General features: G+C 43.1%; 22 protein-coding genes. All 22 read left to right on the forward strand.

Features of this window, described 5'->3' with window-relative positions:
- Nucleotides 1–7 precede the first annotated feature (7 nt).
- The 22 genes from MHB71_RS05575 to MHB71_RS05680 all read left to right on the forward strand — a co-directional run bounded on the left by MHB71_RS05575 (nucleotide 8) and on the right by MHB71_RS05680 (nucleotide 16683).
- Nucleotides 8–1141: a hypothetical protein gene (locus tag MHB71_RS05575; RefSeq protein ID WP_340029042.1), complete on the forward strand. Its 1134-nt coding sequence runs from the start codon at nucleotides 8–10 to the stop codon at nucleotides 1139–1141.
- Between the two features lie 59 nt (nucleotides 1142–1200).
- Nucleotides 1201–2967 (forward strand): hypothetical protein, encoded by a 1767-nt coding sequence (locus MHB71_RS05580; RefSeq protein ID WP_340029043.1) that lies wholly within the window; start codon nucleotides 1201–1203, stop codon nucleotides 2965–2967.
- A gap of 1 nt (nucleotide 2968) precedes the next feature.
- Complete coding sequence (locus tag MHB71_RS05585; protein ID WP_340029044.1) at nucleotides 2969–3319, forward strand: hypothetical protein; 351 nt, start codon at nucleotides 2969–2971, stop codon at nucleotides 3317–3319.
- Nucleotides 3320–3332: 13 nt separating this feature from the next.
- Nucleotides 3333–4397, forward strand: coding sequence for a hypothetical protein (locus MHB71_RS05590; RefSeq protein WP_340029045.1), 1065 nt, complete (start codon nucleotides 3333–3335; stop codon nucleotides 4395–4397).
- 3 nt (nucleotides 4398–4400) lie between these two features.
- Complete coding sequence (locus MHB71_RS05595; protein WP_340029046.1) at nucleotides 4401–5354, forward strand: hypothetical protein; 954 nt, start codon at nucleotides 4401–4403, stop codon at nucleotides 5352–5354.
- Between the two features lie 16 nt (nucleotides 5355–5370).
- The gene (locus MHB71_RS05600) at nucleotides 5371–6162 is read left to right on the forward strand and encodes a hypothetical protein (protein WP_340029047.1); all 792 of its coding nucleotides are present in this window, start codon (nucleotides 5371–5373) and stop codon (nucleotides 6160–6162) included.
- Nucleotides 6163–6175: 13 nt separating this feature from the next.
- Entirely contained in the window at nucleotides 6176–6736 is a 561-nt protein-coding gene (locus MHB71_RS05605; RefSeq protein WP_076251180.1) for a hypothetical protein, read from the forward strand.
- Nucleotides 6733–7128: a hypothetical protein gene (locus MHB71_RS05610; RefSeq protein ID WP_036672279.1), complete on the forward strand. Its 396-nt coding sequence runs from the start codon at nucleotides 6733–6735 to the stop codon at nucleotides 7126–7128. The genes MHB71_RS05605 and MHB71_RS05610 overlap by 4 nt, the downstream gene beginning before the upstream one ends.
- Nucleotides 7129–7143: 15 nt before the next feature.
- The gene (locus MHB71_RS05615) at nucleotides 7144–8058 is read left to right on the forward strand and encodes a hypothetical protein (RefSeq protein WP_340029048.1); all 915 of its coding nucleotides are present in this window, start codon (nucleotides 7144–7146) and stop codon (nucleotides 8056–8058) included.
- A 156-nt stretch (nucleotides 8059–8214) separates the two neighbouring features.
- Nucleotides 8215–8538, forward strand: a complete 324-nt coding sequence (locus MHB71_RS05620; protein ID WP_169482070.1) for a hypothetical protein — start codon at nucleotides 8215–8217, stop codon at nucleotides 8536–8538.
- The gene (locus tag MHB71_RS05625; protein ID WP_076251186.1) at nucleotides 8507–8704 is read left to right on the forward strand and encodes a hypothetical protein; all 198 of its coding nucleotides are present in this window, start codon (nucleotides 8507–8509) and stop codon (nucleotides 8702–8704) included. The genes MHB71_RS05620 and MHB71_RS05625 overlap by 32 nt, the downstream gene beginning before the upstream one ends.
- Nucleotides 8705–8938: 234 nt before the next feature.
- On the forward strand, nucleotides 8939–9355 hold the full coding sequence (locus MHB71_RS05630; protein WP_340029049.1) for a Na-translocating system protein MpsC family protein: 417 nt from the start codon (nucleotides 8939–8941) through the stop codon (nucleotides 9353–9355).
- A gap of 596 nt (nucleotides 9356–9951) precedes the next feature.
- Nucleotides 9952–10518 carry a sigma-70 family RNA polymerase sigma factor gene (locus MHB71_RS05635; protein ID WP_051447053.1) on the forward strand — a complete coding sequence of 189 codons (567 nt, stop codon included), beginning with the start codon at nucleotides 9952–9954 and terminating at the stop codon, nucleotides 10516–10518.
- A 148-nt stretch (nucleotides 10519–10666) separates the two neighbouring features.
- A complete protein-coding gene (locus MHB71_RS05640) occupies nucleotides 10667–11041 on the forward strand; it encodes a hypothetical protein (protein ID WP_143781435.1) in 375 nt (124 codons plus the stop codon).
- 78 nt (nucleotides 11042–11119) lie between these two features.
- Nucleotides 11120–11494 (forward strand): hypothetical protein, encoded by a 375-nt coding sequence (locus MHB71_RS05645; RefSeq protein ID WP_051449827.1) that lies wholly within the window; start codon nucleotides 11120–11122, stop codon nucleotides 11492–11494.
- Nucleotides 11491–11706, forward strand: a complete 216-nt coding sequence (locus MHB71_RS05650; RefSeq protein WP_076328297.1) for a hypothetical protein — start codon at nucleotides 11491–11493, stop codon at nucleotides 11704–11706. Before MHB71_RS05645 ends, MHB71_RS05650 begins: the two co-directional genes overlap by 4 nt.
- Before the next feature lie 62 nt (nucleotides 11707–11768).
- Nucleotides 11769–12383: a lytic transglycosylase domain-containing protein gene (locus tag MHB71_RS05655; RefSeq protein WP_340029050.1), complete on the forward strand. Its 615-nt coding sequence runs from the start codon at nucleotides 11769–11771 to the stop codon at nucleotides 12381–12383.
- A gap of 66 nt (nucleotides 12384–12449) precedes the next feature.
- Nucleotides 12450–13253 carry a sigma-70 family RNA polymerase sigma factor gene (locus tag MHB71_RS05660; protein ID WP_340029051.1) on the forward strand — a complete coding sequence of 268 codons (804 nt, stop codon included), beginning with the start codon at nucleotides 12450–12452 and terminating at the stop codon, nucleotides 13251–13253.
- Nucleotides 13254–13415: 162 nt separating this feature from the next.
- Nucleotides 13416–14603: a D-alanyl-D-alanine carboxypeptidase family protein gene (locus MHB71_RS05665; protein WP_340029052.1), complete on the forward strand. Its 1188-nt coding sequence runs from the start codon at nucleotides 13416–13418 to the stop codon at nucleotides 14601–14603.
- 31 nt (nucleotides 14604–14634) lie between these two features.
- Complete coding sequence (locus tag MHB71_RS05670; protein ID WP_036607746.1) at nucleotides 14635–15261, forward strand: nucleoside recognition domain-containing protein; 627 nt, start codon at nucleotides 14635–14637, stop codon at nucleotides 15259–15261.
- Nucleotides 15262–15267: 6 nt separating this feature from the next.
- Nucleotides 15268–15801 (forward strand): spore maturation protein, encoded by a 534-nt coding sequence (locus tag MHB71_RS05675; protein WP_017687658.1) that lies wholly within the window; start codon nucleotides 15268–15270, stop codon nucleotides 15799–15801.
- Between the two features lie 63 nt (nucleotides 15802–15864).
- Nucleotides 15865–16683 carry a serine protease gene (locus MHB71_RS05680; protein WP_340029053.1) on the forward strand — a complete coding sequence of 273 codons (819 nt, stop codon included), beginning with the start codon at nucleotides 15865–15867 and terminating at the stop codon, nucleotides 16681–16683.
- Nucleotides 16684–16768 lie beyond the last annotated feature (85 nt).

Raw genomic sequence — 16768 nt, forward strand, 5'->3', positions numbered from 1 at the left:
GTTCTGTATGGGTGTTGCGAGATTGAAAGAGTCAGGCAGGATTTATGAGGATGCGTTCGTAAGCTCCAACCTGGATTCCAAATGGGAAGTACTCCCTAACGATGCTACTCGCTATGAAGCGGGTAGTGGCAGCCTGGTGCTCAAACATGGCCAAGATCCGCTGTATATGTTCTATAAACCTCTGACAGATATGAAGCAATTCGTCATGGATGTGAAGAACAGTTACAATCCCGATACAGAGGGATGTTACGGTGGAGTTATCGTGTTTGTAGATGAACATAACTACATGGAGATTGAAGAGTTTTTGGATATGTCCTTGCCAAAGCCTTTGCTGAAGACTTACCCGTGGATACGTTTGATTCGAGACTATAACTATTATACGGCGTATTGGTCGGATGATGGCATGATTTGGAACATCATTGGTTCTGTAGAACTGGTGGGAGCCCCTAAAATTGGTCTGTATCTGAAGGGTGAAGGGGATCACCCCATGCATATTCAGTATATTCGACTCAACAAAGGAACATCTATTACCGTAGACAATCTAACCAAAGGAACTGTGGTTGATCTAATCGATCAGAATGGTGTTGTGCTTGAGTCCAGGGTATGCCGATCTGAAGAAACGGTTGTACATTTTAACATGGATCCATATTCATATCCGTTTGAGGGCAATTTTGGGATTAGGCTTCCGGATGGAAATCGGTTTCAGGCCATGGATTCTATAAAGTTATACAGGGGAGACCTAATGTATTTTGAGGTTACACCAGATTTATATTACAAAGAATCAAATCCTGAAACAGGAGAAGATTTCGATGTGCTTCTCTATCCCAACACGGATAGGTTTCTAGGCTATTTAACGGCAGGTGGTTCTGCTACACAAGAAGTTCGAATGTTTGCCAAGAACCCCATGATTTCAGGAGACTTTAAAAATGTAACCTTTGCGCTCACAAGCGGGACGGATAAAGTGCAGATTGCGCCTGATGTTGAAGGCATTCCTGGGTCTTTCAGCTACTCGATCACCGCGTTTACCATTCTACCAGGAGCGTCCTATCCATTCTGGCTGCGAATGGAAAGGGAAGAATCTCAAGACAGGTATGCTTCCCAGGTCAAATTTTCGCTACAGATGTATTCGACATACATATGACTTAATCGTATTGGAGTAATTACGTATAGATCATGTAAGGCATGAATGGAGGTGGTCAAATGTCAGTAAGAATTAACCAGTCTCATCGATCATCCGCCAAGAGTCATAAGGAATTAAGTGATATTGGGGTCCGTACGCATGATGAGATTGATTCCTATCTTGCAGAGTTGGAAGAAGCCAGAGGGTCTGCGCTCAGTCTAGGTGACCGAATCACACTCGTAGAAGAATCTGCACACGATAGCCGAGATGCAGTAAAAGATCATGAGCAGAGATTAGGCGATGTCGAGACTAAGGTTACTTCAAACAGCTCACGATTGGATGATGTTCAGCAGGATATTCTGACGGCAAGAGCAGATGTCAATACCATTTCCAAGAGTCAGGATGACCATGAGAAGAGATTGAGTCTTGCGGAGACGGAGATAAAAGAAGCACGTGGAGCAGAGGCATCCATAGATCATCGATTTGACACGTTGGAGAAAGCGATTGAAGTTGTAGCGAAGCAACCCATTCAGGATCTCAGTGTTACCAACCCCACGTACCTAGATGCAAATAACAGTGTCCAAGTTACGATTAATGCAGGACGAGCCAGTATCAACAAGATTATTGTGGATCAATTTACCCAGACATTCAGCATTCCAGACATTGTGGCAAATACGACATATTATATTTTTCTTCATGAAAATGGGCAGTACTCTTACAGTTCAGATCAAGAAGAGCCCAAGGATGCCATGATCATTGGTGGACTCGATGTTGGAGTTTCTCCAACAACTTCACTCACGGCTTTGGATTTCAGGTATTTCTTAACAAAGGGATCTGTTGAAAATGACATGTCAGCATTGGGAATTCGTGTAGATGATCTGGAAAAAACCGTTGGTGAGCAAACCACAACAATTGCTACACATCATACGGCGATCAAAGCGATGGAAGCCCAATTAGAAGCAACTGCTAAAGAAGTTGTGGTTTCAAGAGAAGACAAAAATGGAGTCGTCTATGATGCTCTCAAGGACAGACTCGACAACATGCAGAGTCGTCTTGAACTCGCTGAGAGTCGAGGCACTATGGAGCATCAATCCGTATTCCATTTCACTTCTGCTCCTAACAGCAGGTTGTCGACGACTAGAGATTTTCAAGTGCCCAGATATGTGATTGGTTCAAATTCTGCAGAGGTATTTCTGGATGGAATACGCATGGATGCAGGAGACGATTACATTGAATATAATGATACGCTTATACGGTTTACTTTTGATGTGCCCAAGGAAGCCCGAGTAACTGTCATTGGTCGTGGATCAATTATTAACACCACTTCGGTAACCGAATATACCTATTATCCAGATGGAAAAGTGCATACGGAGAAGATTGATGGAGGGATCAACCGCACCATTGAGCACTTCTATAGCCCGGATGGAAGTCTGGAACGACAGGAGGTAACTGAGAGTAACGGACAGATCAAGTCCATTGAGTATCAGCGTGACATTACGGGGAAAGTACTGCGCGAAATCAACAATGGTGCAGAGTATTATGTGCTTCAAGGAGGTGCTACCTTCGATGACACAGACATTCGGAGGAGGCTTGTCTTTCTTGAAGGAAGTACACTTGAACTGGATGTCGTGTATAACTACTTCTCTAATGGTGACATCGAGTCGGAGGAAGTATTTTCAGTAGATTTGACTCCACAGCTATTGAAGAAAACATCGTTTACTTACAATACAGATGGTACCGTTAAGACTGAGACCTTGATCTATGACGGCCAGGGAGTTCAGAAGGCATTTGAATACGATGCTAGCGGTAACATCAAACAAGTAAAAATTAGAAAGGTTGTGATTTGACGTGACGAGGACCGTGCAGGATGTAAAATTTGCTCTACATACCATTATGGATAAATTAGTGGGGAATCACTCGGAGCCATTCAGTACAGAGGAAATTGAAATCCTGATCTTTGCATTTGAAAGCAATATCCTGTTTGATAATGTGGCTCATAAGTTTCTGCCTTCACTTAAAGGGCTACCTGAAATTCATGAGGCTGCTAGTGGTGTGGAGACAGAGGATGGAGCTGGGGACAAAGAGCAGTCTTATCAAGAGAATCTCATAACCGAGAGAAGTGACATGGTGAAATCAATTCTGTTAACCGTACTTAAAGAGAACATCTTTCACGAAATGAAAATCCGATTTGGTGCTTAAGGAGGTGGGATAGTTGGCTGAAAATATTTTGTTAGGTGCCCTGCGTCGTTATGAGTTTTACTCGTATTGTACAAATTTCATTCAAACATTATATGATACGGTGACACAAGATCTCTATGGAGATATTCACTGGGAGTGGACGCTTAGTACCAATAATAGTTATGCTACACCCAGAGCTTGGAACAGGAGCACCATGACTTCGAGTAATATGGGTACAATCACAGCGAAGAATATTAAAGATCCCAGTATGTTTTTTACAATATGTGGTAATCTTTCCATGGCCAATACATATAGTGACCGTTTGTATTATAAGAACTATCTTTTACGTACAGGATTTCGTAATAATGGCGCTGCAGTCATTCCAGACTTATACAGTGAACTAGGCCATCTTAGTGAAATTCCATTGCATACGGGGGATTCGTATGTTGGGACTAGCGATACAACTAATTCACTTACTAATGTTTACTTTAAATGGACGCTTTTTGTTACCGAACAATATATCTTTTTATACGGCGAACCCCAGAATAATACAACGGTTGCTTATCCTATACGTCTTTACTTAGGGAGGCTTAGACCGTTTGAAGATGAGGACCCACTAATCGCTAATGATTTTGTTGGAGTATTTAGTCACTTCCCTATGGGGCTTGATGACGCTGCTGATGAGCTGAAATATAGAGCAGGCGGCGGCTACGTAAGGAAATCCAGAAATGGAACTGAGAATGCTCTTTATAACTTGGCTACGAATAGTCAAATCGCTTCACCAGGAGTAGGAGGTAGATTCTTTATTTCACCTTTCTACGTGTGGCATGCTAATGAAGGGGTTAGAGGAGAGTTTCATGGGGTACGAACAGCGGTATTAAAGGATGCTAGTAAATATCCCGATGGTTCCATCCTAGATCTTGGTGATGAACGGTACTATGTATTCCATGCTTATTCCCAAGCGCATCCTGCAAACCATCAAGGGTGGTTTACCACGGCAGGAAAATATGTTCAGGGTCAACCCTACTTCTTCGATTCAGCGTTACTTCTCGGTGGCGGACAACGGGTGCTGCTATTCGAGATCGAGAAGGAGGTGTAGTGCATGACCATGATTCGCAGACACGAGTTTACCAGTACGCTAAGCTTGTTTACTTCAACGCTTGTTAACACATTGAAAGATGCACTCGATCCTTACTGGGATACCATACATACGGCCGAAACGACTTATGCCAACTGGGGAAATGCGCTGCTTACCAATAAAAAAAATACATCCATGCGATTTACCATGTGTGTGATTGCACACGCCAGGGGAGTCAACATTCGCTGGGGACTGAAGAACCTGGGAAGCAATGTGGCATCACCAGATCTATTCGTAAATCCGCCAGTGGACACAGATAAATTCATGACGGAAACGCCATTTTTGTGTCATAACGTGCAGTACAATGTGAACTATAAGTGGTCTGTAATAACGAATGAGGATATTCTGTTTATCCATGGAGAGAGTCTGAACTACCCGGAACGAGCTTACCCAGTACGAATATTCCTAGGTAAATGCGAGCCATTAGAGCAAGAAGACCCGGCGATTGCCAATAAATTTTATGGCGTTTTCCCACATATGCCTTTATCTGCTTCGGATAACAACATATCAGATCAATATGACACTCCCAGAGGTGTCGTGATGACTTCACGGAATGGAACGGAGTACGCACTGTACAATTTTGGGACAGAGTCCATCCCTTCTCCAGGTGTAGGTTCAAGATACTATGTTACGCCTTTTATGGTCTATCATCCATCTGAAGGAGCTAGGGGTGAATTCAAGGGTATGCGTTCCATTGTATTTAAAAACAGTGCGCAGCACCCGGACGGATCGATCCTGGATCTTGGCAATGATGGCAAGTATTACGTGTTTCATGTCGTAGATCAGGATTATCCGAATACAGACTATGGACGTTATTACTACAATTCGAACCTGGCTCCTGTGTATTCAAGACCGAAGTTCTTCCATGGTGCCAGACTGCTTGGTGGTGGACAAAGAGCATTACTTTTCCAAATTTAGGAGGTGTTTATGAGGAATGGCTAATTTCACAGGCAAAGTTAAGATGAATGAATTATTCGCGAATATTGTTCAAGGTTTTAAAACGATTGCGGGATCTCCCTGGTCCGTATTTTACGAGACAGCGAGTGTGATCGTGCTCAAATCAGTGGGAACAACAGGTTCAGATAAACTGTTCTTCAGACTTGAGGTTGGAAACACGAAGGGAACATCGGGAAACACATTGACCGTGAGTGTGGCTGAAGATGTGATGGCAACAGATGGTAGTATTCCTTTGGGCAGAGCCGAAGTGAAAAAGGACTTCCTATGTCATACGAGTGCGGTTGATACGAATCTATTAATCGATTACCAAGTTTCAGTTCAACCAAACCGAATTATTATTTATTTGCAGGGGGATGTGAACTCGGTTACCGGTATATCCAATCTGGGTTACTTCGGAATTCTGAACAGGTATGCCACAGAGACAGATTCCTCGAGTTTGAGTGTTGGCCTCAGCTACAACGGGGATAATGGTATCCGGACGTTGCGTGATAAAGATAAACAGATGGTGAATAACATTTATGATGCTTACTCTGCCATGCTTCCTGTTAATCCAGGGTGGGGGTCTCTTTATCATCTTGCTCCAGTTATTATGTGTAATGGTGTGGAAGGCCCTAGAGGCGAACTTATTGATATCTATGCGGTACCTTCTGCCGGAGTCTCACATGGAGATGAGATCAAAGTGGGCACTAAAACATATAAGGTATACTCGCTGTCGATTGGTGGACAGAGCTTCTTATCAGGAGCTACGGTTGCTGTCCTGATGAATTAAGGTGGTGATGGACATGGCTATACATCAAGGGAAAGTTGTAGGGACCGCCGAGAGCGGTTCTCTCTATACCCAGAGTAAGGCGGCAGTTCTCCATGGCATTGGATACGATCTTGATGCTGTTCCGGTCACCATTGAAGGTAAGGAAATAGTCTATTCATTAGGAACGTTATCCACTACGGCTGAATTAATTGACATCTACCGTTGGGGTACATGGAGGATGCTGGACAACCATAATGATCAATTGATTGGATACGTTACGGATAAGTATATTTATGGGCCACGAACCAGAGTGGGAGTTCCTAATGAAAAAAATATGATACTCAAGCATAAATTTTTGACCCAGTCCAGTGGAGTAGGTTTAATTCGTGATACCATAAGAGGCCTCAAAGTGAAACAAAATTATGCGGGGCTCGATTGGTGTATTAAGGTCAAGATTCCTGTCCAGCAGGCTGGGTTAGTGGGGAAAACGTGGGGGGATTGGTCCTACAGCGGAAGTGGAAACACATCTGATAGTCATCTTCGTCCACGACGGTATCCGGATACACATATTCCTAGAAGGAGGGAAGGTTCTTGAACAGGACATGGAAACTGATGGAGGAGATGAGAAAAGTGCTATTGCCGGTATCGTTTGCCCAAAGAGTAGAGTATGTTGGCGGTGGGGCGAAGGCAATGATTGATATTCCCATGGAACATCCTCGATTCATGATCAAAACGATTAGGGTCATTCCGTCCAGAGAGACGAATGTGGAAGTTCATGTTTTGAACAGTGCGGGTCCACATCCAGAGGTTCTCTATTTCAACAATGCCCAATACTCGACGGGAAATTTTATGGAAGGGATTTACGATATGATTGATTTGCCATATGAGGACGTAGATGGGACTTCAACACTTCACTTGTCGTTAAAAAATCTGGGTACAGATGTTGCCAACTTCGATATTGAGGTCGTTGGTTTGACTACAAGGTGAGAGGAGGACCACCACATGGATATTGTTTCATACAGCAAAGCTGCCAAAGTAGAACGTGAAGTTAAACAAGCCAGGGATTCTTATGCCTCACTTGATGGCAGACTGGACGCAGTGTCAGTAGGAAACGTGGTCTCGGTCAGACTGAAAACAGAACTTCCAACCGTAGGTGAAGCAGGAAGATTATATCTGGTACGCCAAGACTCAAGCAATCAAAATGAATCAACGACCTATACATACAGCGGTGGGAAATATGTAAAGGTGGGTGGTGATCGAGTTTCGAACCATCCTGAGAATGGAACGATTAATCTTAATGGTACCAAAACGGTGATCTATAGCCATCCGGATACACACAGTGCTGATATGTTAACAGATGGAAGTCATAACGTTATCATGACTCTGAACGAACGTGAAAAGTTGTCCAACATCGAGCTTGAGGCCAATTATTACACACATCCTGACACACATAGTGCCGATATGATCAGCGATGGAGAAACACATGTGAGCATGACTTGGGGTGAACGAAAACGCCTGAATGTCATTGATCCGTGGGAATCGATCAGCGATTTGGTAGATTATACAGATGTAGTTACATATTTTGCTTTTGACATGCAGGGAAGAGTTATTCGACAAGTCGTTACAGACAACTACACCGAGCAGCTGGTTAGAGAACCTGTACTTACCATGCCGGCTTCTCCAGAAGGTTATGCACAGGATGATTCCTTCTTAGTCATTTCGATTGGTGAGATATATCGATATGACGGTCTGGACTTCGTGCAACTTCCTACTTTGGTTGATGTCATCTATCAGTATGATGATGAGGGAAGATTGGTGGCCAAGTCCATCACCAGGTTGGGAACAACACCTGTTCAAACTAACTTCCAATATATATATGACTCATACGGCAATCGTATAGCGGTTAAGAAATACTAATACGGAAGGATAGCATATGCTGTCCTTTTTTTCTTTTTACAACGAAATAGTTTGTGTATCCCACATCTGCATTGAAGATTAGCATTAACAATTAGCTGATCAAGACGTATAGAGAAAGTAGTATGAGAACGTAATTATTCCGGGAGGTAGTGTACGATGAATATTGAACTTACTGCTCATTTCTATTTCAAGGGAAGTGGGAAGAAAAAAACAGTGAACTGGATGGAAGATAATCCTAGATTACAACAGAAAGAGAAAGATTCGGATAAGGTCGTACGCGAAATCCCGTTAACTGCGGATGAGGTTAAGCAAGAATATCGCCGACTATTCACCAAACACAAGAACGAGGGGAAATCGATCACGTTGGAAGATACAGACGATGTGGTTCATATTATTGATCTTACCGATGTGCGAAATATTGAATTGACCTCTAAGGAGGGGAATACAGATGCTGTACAGGCTGACCTTTGCACTGAATGATGAGGAAATTGTCACAACGGAGATGACCTCGGATAAGGAGGATCTGGTTGGAGCAACGGAAGAAGCGTTCGATTTGATCGAAAGAGACTATGGTGCCAATGTCGTTTTGAATCTGGTTGCGTTTAGCCTGCTCAAAATAGAGCTTACCAATGAAATGATAAATTAAGCGTAAAAGCTAACTAATGTTAGCTTTTCAGCACCAACTTCTAATTTATTTGAATAATTATAAAATATAGTTAATAAAGTGATATACCCCAAGCCTAGTTCTGGGGTCTATTCCTTTTTCATGAAAAGTTGATAGTGACTTGATTTAATGCATCCATTGAAACTTGTCTTGTACAAGCAGTTTTGATTAAACTAGGTTGAATTCATATGTTCAGGGGCAGTAGAAGGGGTCAGGATGATTGGCAAGGAGGGATGGGACATTGAGATAAAAGACTTGGAAAGAGAGCTCGCAAAGTTGGCATCCAGAATAAGAAAAGATTTTACTGAGCGCGGGCCGGTAGATACCAGAGTCTCTATCATGAATCATTTTATCATCTTAAAGTTTACAGCAAAATTCACCAAGCCTGAAGCATTCATGCTGGAACATATGCAATCACACTCAAGTCAAATTTTCGCCGAATACAAGATGAAGCTAGCACATATGATGAGAGAAGATTTCAACCCCGTTTTCTCCTATATCAACATGGGTCTGAAGATCGAAGACATCGACACAACATTTTTTGGTCATGATTTTGCAGAGCAGATTACAGTCTTCAAGATGAACAAGGATGTTGAAGTGCTGCTGAAAAATGATGAGATTAACATGCCTTAAGACCTATTAACTAACGTTTGAATACTGGACAGGTTCTTAGGAACTAATTTTGTTGTTGACAATATCCTACATATTTCCTTATACTACCCTTATGGCGATCGAATAGATTAATAATCTTGACGAAGCCTATAACCTTGTTAAAGAACTTGAAGGCCATATCTTCGGTAATTGGGACGAAATAGATGTCAGACCAAGACCGACACATTCCACCATTTTGGTATTTTCCAGTGGTGCGCTCTGTGTTGGTCTTTTTGTTTGTAAAAAATGCTACTTTACCTTTCACTGTATACTTCGTATATAGTCAGTAAAAGGCATATAAGCGAACGAAATAAATAAATGTTGCGAACATTAGTTCGTATTTGTTATTCTGAATGTAATAGGATGGGAATGGGGAGGCGGATCAAAGGGAGATTTCTTGATTGTTTGTGTGTAATTAGGCTTATTAGCTTCAATTGTGTGTAACAAGACTACATATGGTATATGAGATTTCGGGAGCAATAGCGGGAATATAGAGTAAGATCATGCTGGATAGCGACTAGATTGTGAAGAAAGAATACGATTACTGATAATTAAATAGTTAATGGGGGAAATGAATAATGTCTGCTACAACTGCTATGGGTTTTGATGATTTATTTGAGATTGGGGATATAGACATGTTCCTGAATAAAGCTCAGGAGAAGTGTCGTCACAAGCTTAGAGGTAAAACATTTGCCGGGATGGAGAAAGAAGATGTGACCCAGGAGATTATGATCAAATTAGTTAACTCCCTGGACAAGTATGATGCAGAAAAGGCCAAAATGTCGACGTTTGTTGATCATCTTATCGAAAATAAAATTAAGGACATGTACCGCAAGTGTATGTCTGAGAAAAATCTCAGTGTGGTTAATGCTGTACAGATCATGTGCACGGATCAGGGTGGTGGCGATGAATCGGAAAGCTCAGACATCGCATTAGCGCTTGGTCATGCGGGGTTTGCTTATGAGAATTTTGAGTTTGTAACAGATATTATGGAAAATATGAGGCTGAACGAACGTGAGAAACAAATCTTTAAGCTTCGGACTTCGGGGTATGAATTTGTAGAGATTGCAGGAATGCTAGGTGTATCCAAGGCACGTATATCCCAGTTATGGAAAGCGATTCGTGAGAAATACGAAGCATTGTAGTCATAAGTGGCAATTAATAGCCTAAGTTAGATGAAGATAGATTCAGTAACCTACATAGAACAGAGAGAGCACCCTTAACTGGGTGCTTTTTTATGTCGTATAGAGAGATTAGTACAGAAAGAAAGGCGGAACAAGGATGCTTAGTGTGGTGGTTTTAGGATTTTCTGTGGAACGTCTAGAGGGGTATTCGGATATCGCTTGGGCAAGTCATGATTCTTCGACAGCTTCTGATTTAAGCAACAGGGAGTATGCCTTGATCATTGAGAAAGTAGTGGTACAGGCTGATGCTGTCTTGGTTAATCTGGGTATGGATCATTTGACCTCTACTGATATTGTGATCATGCATCATGCTAATATACATAAAAAACCGATCTTGGGTGTAGGTTTCAGGCCTTTGGAGCCTGTCATCGAAGATTTTGTCTCCAAACGAGTGGCTGATCTGGACGTGGCTGTACATCATATGCGGACGAACTATATGGTCTTAAGCAGCGGAACCAATACTTCATCTACGGCTCCAATTTAACTGCCGCTCCGATAACACGTATAGAGAATGTAAGGGCAAGAATATTCGCTAGACTTTAACTAATGGAGGAATAATTCAATGACTCATATGATCAAAGCAAAAGATGATAAATTAACGGAAGAAATCGTAGCCAGTATGATTGGAAAGTATATCCACGCGCCGACCAATATGCATGAAATCCAGACGCCAACCGGCGCAACAACGAAAGCCAACGTATGGTTTGCTGGTCGTGTAGCTGGTTACGAAAAAGCCGTTATTGGATTCAACTACGAAGAGGGTACCTTTCATGAAGAACTACAGACATTTTATAACGTTCATTTAACGGATGGTATGGGGTACATTCTGACAAGTGCTTACGAATTGGAGATTCATGAACTGACCGAAGAGGAGTTTAATCAACTCATTGAAGAGAAAAAGGAAGAGGAACAAGACTCATCTGGTGAAGAGCAATGAAGGTGTTAAACTACGCCTCGGATTTAGCTGTAAAAACGTTTGTGTCCGCTAGCGCTACAGGTGTGGAAGAATTAATCAACGCATGGATGTTATCCAAACCACACACGTTCGTTACCGGACTGGAGTTTACCTCCACCGTTGATCCATCCAGTAACACGTTGGAATTTGCAGCAATCATTGTATATCAGCCAAGTGAACAAGACCAATCCTAACGTATGTATGAGATTATTCCTTCTATAATATAGAGCTTTCAGTAAGGAGGTGGGCGAATCTGTTGCTCACTTTAGAAAGAGTAATAGGTATTGTTGTTGCGGTGGTGGTATTAGCTTCACAATACCAAGCAACGGAAGCAGAGCAGGTAAAGCCAATGAAGCAGGGAAAACAACAGAAACAGCAGAAACAAGTTAAATCGGTTGCTCCTGAGCACATACAAATGACGGATATGCTTGAGCAGTATATAGAACTCCACCATGAGAAAACAGTGAGCCGGACAAAGCTGCTGAAGTATGTGAGGTGGGTAGTTCAATATTCGAAGGATACGGATATCGATTCCGTCTGGATTCTGGCAATGATGTGGCAAGAGAGCCGGATGTTAGAGGAAAGTGTATCATCTCATGGAGCGATTGGTTTACTTCAGATTCTTCCGAGCACAGCGAAAACGTTTGGAGTTAGCAAACAGGAGCTACATCAGCCTGAAACGAATATCAGGACAAGCATTATATACTTGGAATATCTTATGGATAAGTACGACGGAAATCTTCGTACGGCAACCATTGCGTACAATCAGGGGGAGGGCAATGTAGATAAGGGAAAGGCTCGCACCTGGTACTACAATCAAGTGCAGGAACATCATAACAAGATGCTTCAAATAATCAAAAAAGGTCAATAAACATCATTTAACAATAGAATTTGAATACTATAAGATCGTTTATCAATTTTACATAGGGAGATCCAAATGGGAAAATTTCCAGAACATATTAGCACGAATTTGCAGGTAAATAAGAAGCACTACACAATGGATGAAGTAGAAAATATTGAACGTTGTAAGCTCGATGAGCATTTCCTCGGGGATTGTATTTTGGTCAATGAGAACTTGATTTGGCATTCTGTTCATAAGTATATTGGAAAACCTGAAATGATTATTAAGAATCATTGTGTGGAGAAGGATGATATTCTTCAACTGGGTCGTCTGGGATTCATCAAAGCGGTTAAAGCATTTGATACGGGGCGTTGCGTAAAATTCAGTTCGTTTAGTGTTACTGCGATTGTCAGAGAAATCAGATGTTTTCTGAGAGATAGTGCAAGCATTATTCGTCCAACTCGCACAGCTACGGAATTAATTAACCGAATCAATCGACTTGAGCACGATATGGGCTACCTCCCACCAGCACATGAAATCGCATTGTTGCTTGATGAGGAAGAAGAGAAGATCAATAAAGCACTTCAAGTGGGTAAAGGTGTGAAATACCTGGATGAGCCTGTAGGTGCTGATGATCAACAAACTCAATCCGTGACGTTGATGGATACCATCTATAGCGGGGAGAATATTGAAGAAGATATTCTGGACAAGTTATACGTTGATGCGGTTATTGATTCGGTCAAGCGCAAGCTTAGTGAGAAAGAAGTGACTGTACTGAAGCATCGTGTTGAAGGGTTTAATCAAACCCAGACCGCAAATATGGAAGACATTAGCCAAATGAGAGTCTCTAGAATTATGCGAAAAGTAGCTAAAATGCTGGATAAAAAGGATCAGGCTTGATTGTCGTCTAAGCCCTTCATATCTTATATAATGTCTCATACATAACGTCCCTCCCGCATCCCAGCGTGAGGGATTTTTGCTGTTTTTGCCCGATGGGACATACTCCAAGTTGTCCGAACATAAGATAGTACAAGATTCCAAGTGACCCGGAGGAATGAATTGATGCGAAAAATAACGAAAGTCATTGCATGCATGCTTATCCCTGTCTTCTTGCTGTCTTCATTAGGGGCAACTCAAGCCCAGGCAACGATTCAAGGTCCGTCTACACATGCGCAAAGCGCTGCTCTCATTGATGTCACATCAGGCCGGATCTTATACAGCAAGGATGGGGATAAAGAACTGCGAATTGCCAGCTTGACCAAAATCATGACAGCGATCGTAGCGATCGAACACAGCAAGCTGGATGATAAAGTGAAAGTGTCTCCCACGGCTTTTGCCAAAGAAGGATCTTCTCTCTATCTCAAGTTAGGTGAAGAGATGACGCTTGAAAACATGTTATACGGGCTCATGCTCCGTTCAGGCAATGACGCAGCCTCTGCGATCGCAGAACATGTCGGTGGATCGGAAGAAGGCTTTGTCCTGTTAATGAACAAAAAGGCGGAGCAAATCGGTCTGACGCATTCTCATTTTATGAACCCTCATGGACTGGATGCAGAAGGTCACTATTCAACAGCTAACGACTTGGCACGATTAACGGCATATGCATTGCACAATCCGGTGTTCAAACGCATCGTAGCCACGGAGGACAAATCCGCACCGAACCCCAATGAAAGCTGGGAATACTCTTGGCACAATAAAAATAAAATGTTGCGGATGTATGAAGGTGCGGATGGAGTGAAAACCGGCTACACAAAAAAAGCTTTCAGATGTTTGGTCAGTTCCGCTACACGTAACGGACAGCAGCTCGCCGCAGTAACGCTGAACGACGGAAACGATTGGAACGATCATGCTCGGATGCTAGATTTCGGTTTTGAGTACTTCCCGTTAGTAGAGGTCGCCAAGCAAGAACAACCTGTGCAAAATACAGATGTCGTTACGGGCCGGGGATTCTGGTACCCACTGGCTAAAAGTGAAGAAGGCTCATTGACCAAGAAGTTGATACTACACGAAAATAGAGGACAGTCGGAAACGGAAGGCAAGGAACAATCGACAGATCCTTCGTTTGGATTGGCAGGTCGCATTGATATGCAACTTGACGGCAAACTTGTGGGCTCAATTCCCGTGTATCGCAAAGGCAGTTATATTCCTCCTGAACCGAAGACAGAAGATGCAACGCTGGGTGGAATCGGTGATGTCTCTTCCTGGGCAGCTGCATGGCGCGCCGTGTTAAGCCATCTGTTGTCTCCTTAGCTAAATCGCCATTGAAGGGAGGATATAATCCATGATTAATCTAATTTGGCTGCTCATGATTTTAATCGGATTTGTTTTTGCAGCCGTCAACGGCAATATCGAAGTGGTCACGCAAGCCGCTTTTGATGGGGCGGCAACGGGAGTCACGGTCTGTTTTGGACTGATTAGTGTGCTAGTGTTCTGGATGGGCATGATGAAAATGGCTGAGGATGCCGGTCTTCTGGCAAGGATCGCCAAGCTGCTCGGTCCGGTTGTTGGTTTCCTGTTCCCTGATGTGCCCAAAAATCATCCGGCGATGGGTTATATTCTCTCCAATATGAGTGCGAATCTGCTGGGGCTAGGAAATGCAGCTACTCCCATGGGAATCAAAGCGATGCAACAGCTGCAGGAGCTTAATCCGGACAAACAAACCGCTTCTCCTGCGATGTGCACCTTACTGGCTCTGAATACGGCTAGTATTACCATTATTCCGACAACGCTGATCGCCATCCGCTTAAACTATCATTCCGCCAATGCAACAGAGATTGTGGGAACAACATTGATGGCTACCATTATCGCTACACTTGCTGCTATAATCGCCGATCGCTGGTATCGAAACAGGGCTTTACACAAACCGCCGCGCATACAGAAAAGTGGCAATCCCGGCATGAAAGGATGAGCACCTTTGTTAACCTTCATCAACTGGATCTCCGTCTGGGCCATCCCGGTTATTATCGCGTTTGTTCCATTATATGCGTTTACCAAAAAGGTCCCGGTTTACGAATCCTTTGTTGATGGGGCCAAGGATGGTTTCTCTACTGCAATCAGTATTATTCCGCATCTCGTGGGCATGATGGTCGCAATCAGCGTATTTCGTGCCTCGGGTGCACTGGATTTTGTGATTAGCCTGTTCGCTCCGCTGGTGTCTTGGATGGGTGTTCCAGGCGAAGTGTTGCCACTCGGAATACTGCGTCCTTTAACGGGGACAGGCTCTCTGGCGTTTACAACCGATCTAATCAAAACCCATGGCCCTGATTCCATGATTGGACGTATGGCATCTACGATTCAGGGGAGTACAGACACCACGTTATATGTGCTGACTGTTTATTTTGGGGCTGTAGGTATACGGAACGGTCGATATGCACTCAAAGTAGGGTTGTTTTCCGATGTTGTTGGTTTTATTGCTGCGCTCGCCATTTGTTTGCTCGTTTTTGGTTAAAAGATATCTCCTTTCCTTCCGATATATTAGATATGCTAGAATAATAGCGGAGGAGAGTGAGACATGCAGAAGAGTTGGAAACGAATGCTCCGTGTCGGAATGTCAGGCGTGCTTGCTATTGCAATGCTCGCAGGGTCAACGGGGCTGGCGGCAGCTCAAGCCGTTCAGACGATACATTTTACAGGTTTCTTCGATAAACAGCTGCGTGCACAAATGGCAGTCACAGCGGATTCTTTTCCAGTCGTGAATGTACGTTTGGTCAAGCAGGATGAACCCGATATGGTATATTATGATGTTGGTACCTCAATATTGATCTCAAAGGATGAAGTGCTCACGAATTATCATGTCGTTCAGAGTTTTGCTGAACTGTCTGATGGTGATGAAGGTACACTGACTGTTGCAAGTCCGGGTTCCCTTAGCAAGCCTGTAAAGGCGAAGATTATTAAGACAGATCCGGTCACAGACATGGCACTGCTGAAGCTGGACAAGGAAATAGACGCCCAACCGGCCGCATTTGCAAATGCAAGGGATAACCAGGTTGTCTATACGATTGGATTCCCCAAAAATCCTGCTGGTGATCTTGTCATCCTGGATGAAGATTTTCCTTCAACCTTCAATACGATAGCCAAAAGCAGAGTGTTTAGTTCCCAAGCTTTGGACGTCCCAGGTAAAAAGGGAATCGGCAGTATTGTGAAATCCATGGCCCAAGGTAATTCAGGTGGCCCTGTTCTGGATCAGAACAACCGGGTCATTGGTATGATGACATTTGTGTACGGTGGACGTACCTATTATATTACTTCCAAGACATTGCAGACTTTCATTAAAGAGAGCACTAACCCTGCCAAAAAACAGGTTGCAGTTGCCGGCAAAGTTTCCAATTAAATGATTTGAGGAAAAGGCTTATCTTTACGCCATCTGTGTTCAACAGGTCGTGTAAAGGCAGGCTTTTTTTGCGTCAATCTCAAAA

It is taken from the genome of Paenibacillus sp. FSL H7-0940 (assembly GCF_037979415.1).
In the GTDB taxonomy this organism is placed as follows: Bacteria; Bacillota; Bacilli; order Paenibacillales; family Paenibacillaceae; genus Paenibacillus; species Paenibacillus amylolyticus.

What these genes read in the sequence shown, in the direction of transcription:
- MHB71_RS05575 (WP_340029042.1), top strand. Translation starts at nt 8, where the DNA reads ATGGGTGTTGCGAGATTGAAAGAGTCAGGCAGGATTTATGAGGATGCG.
- MHB71_RS05580 (WP_340029043.1), top strand. Translation starts at nt 1,201, where the DNA reads ATGTCAGTAAGAATTAACCAGTCTCATCGATCATCCGCCAAGAGTCAT.
- MHB71_RS05595 (WP_340029046.1), top strand. Translation starts at nt 4,401, where the DNA reads ATGACCATGATTCGCAGACACGAGTTTACCAGTACGCTAAGCTTGTTT.
- MHB71_RS05600 (WP_340029047.1), top strand. Translation starts at nt 5,371, where the DNA reads ATGGCTAATTTCACAGGCAAAGTTAAGATGAATGAATTATTCGCGAAT.
- MHB71_RS05605 (WP_076251180.1), top strand. Translation starts at nt 6,176, where the DNA reads ATGGCTATACATCAAGGGAAAGTTGTAGGGACCGCCGAGAGCGGTTCT.
- MHB71_RS05615 (WP_340029048.1), top strand. Translation starts at nt 7,144, where the DNA reads ATGGATATTGTTTCATACAGCAAAGCTGCCAAAGTAGAACGTGAAGTT.
- MHB71_RS05620 (WP_169482070.1), top strand. Translation starts at nt 8,215, where the DNA reads ATGAATATTGAACTTACTGCTCATTTCTATTTCAAGGGAAGTGGGAAG.
- MHB71_RS05625 (WP_076251186.1), top strand. Translation starts at nt 8,507, where the DNA reads ATGCTGTACAGGCTGACCTTTGCACTGAATGATGAGGAAATTGTCACA.
- MHB71_RS05630 (WP_340029049.1), top strand. Translation starts at nt 8,939, where the DNA reads ATGATTGGCAAGGAGGGATGGGACATTGAGATAAAAGACTTGGAAAGA.
- MHB71_RS05635 (WP_051447053.1), top strand. Translation starts at nt 9,952, where the DNA reads ATGTCTGCTACAACTGCTATGGGTTTTGATGATTTATTTGAGATTGGG.
- MHB71_RS05645 (WP_051449827.1), top strand. Translation starts at nt 11,120, where the DNA reads ATGACTCATATGATCAAAGCAAAAGATGATAAATTAACGGAAGAAATC.
- MHB71_RS05650 (WP_076328297.1), top strand. Translation starts at nt 11,491, where the DNA reads ATGAAGGTGTTAAACTACGCCTCGGATTTAGCTGTAAAAACGTTTGTG.
- MHB71_RS05660 (WP_340029051.1), top strand. Translation starts at nt 12,450, where the DNA reads ATGGGAAAATTTCCAGAACATATTAGCACGAATTTGCAGGTAAATAAG.
- MHB71_RS05665 (WP_340029052.1), top strand. Translation starts at nt 13,416, where the DNA reads ATGCGAAAAATAACGAAAGTCATTGCATGCATGCTTATCCCTGTCTTC.
- MHB71_RS05670 (WP_036607746.1), top strand. Translation starts at nt 14,635, where the DNA reads ATGATTAATCTAATTTGGCTGCTCATGATTTTAATCGGATTTGTTTTT.
- MHB71_RS05680 (WP_340029053.1), top strand. Translation starts at nt 15,865, where the DNA reads ATGCAGAAGAGTTGGAAACGAATGCTCCGTGTCGGAATGTCAGGCGTG.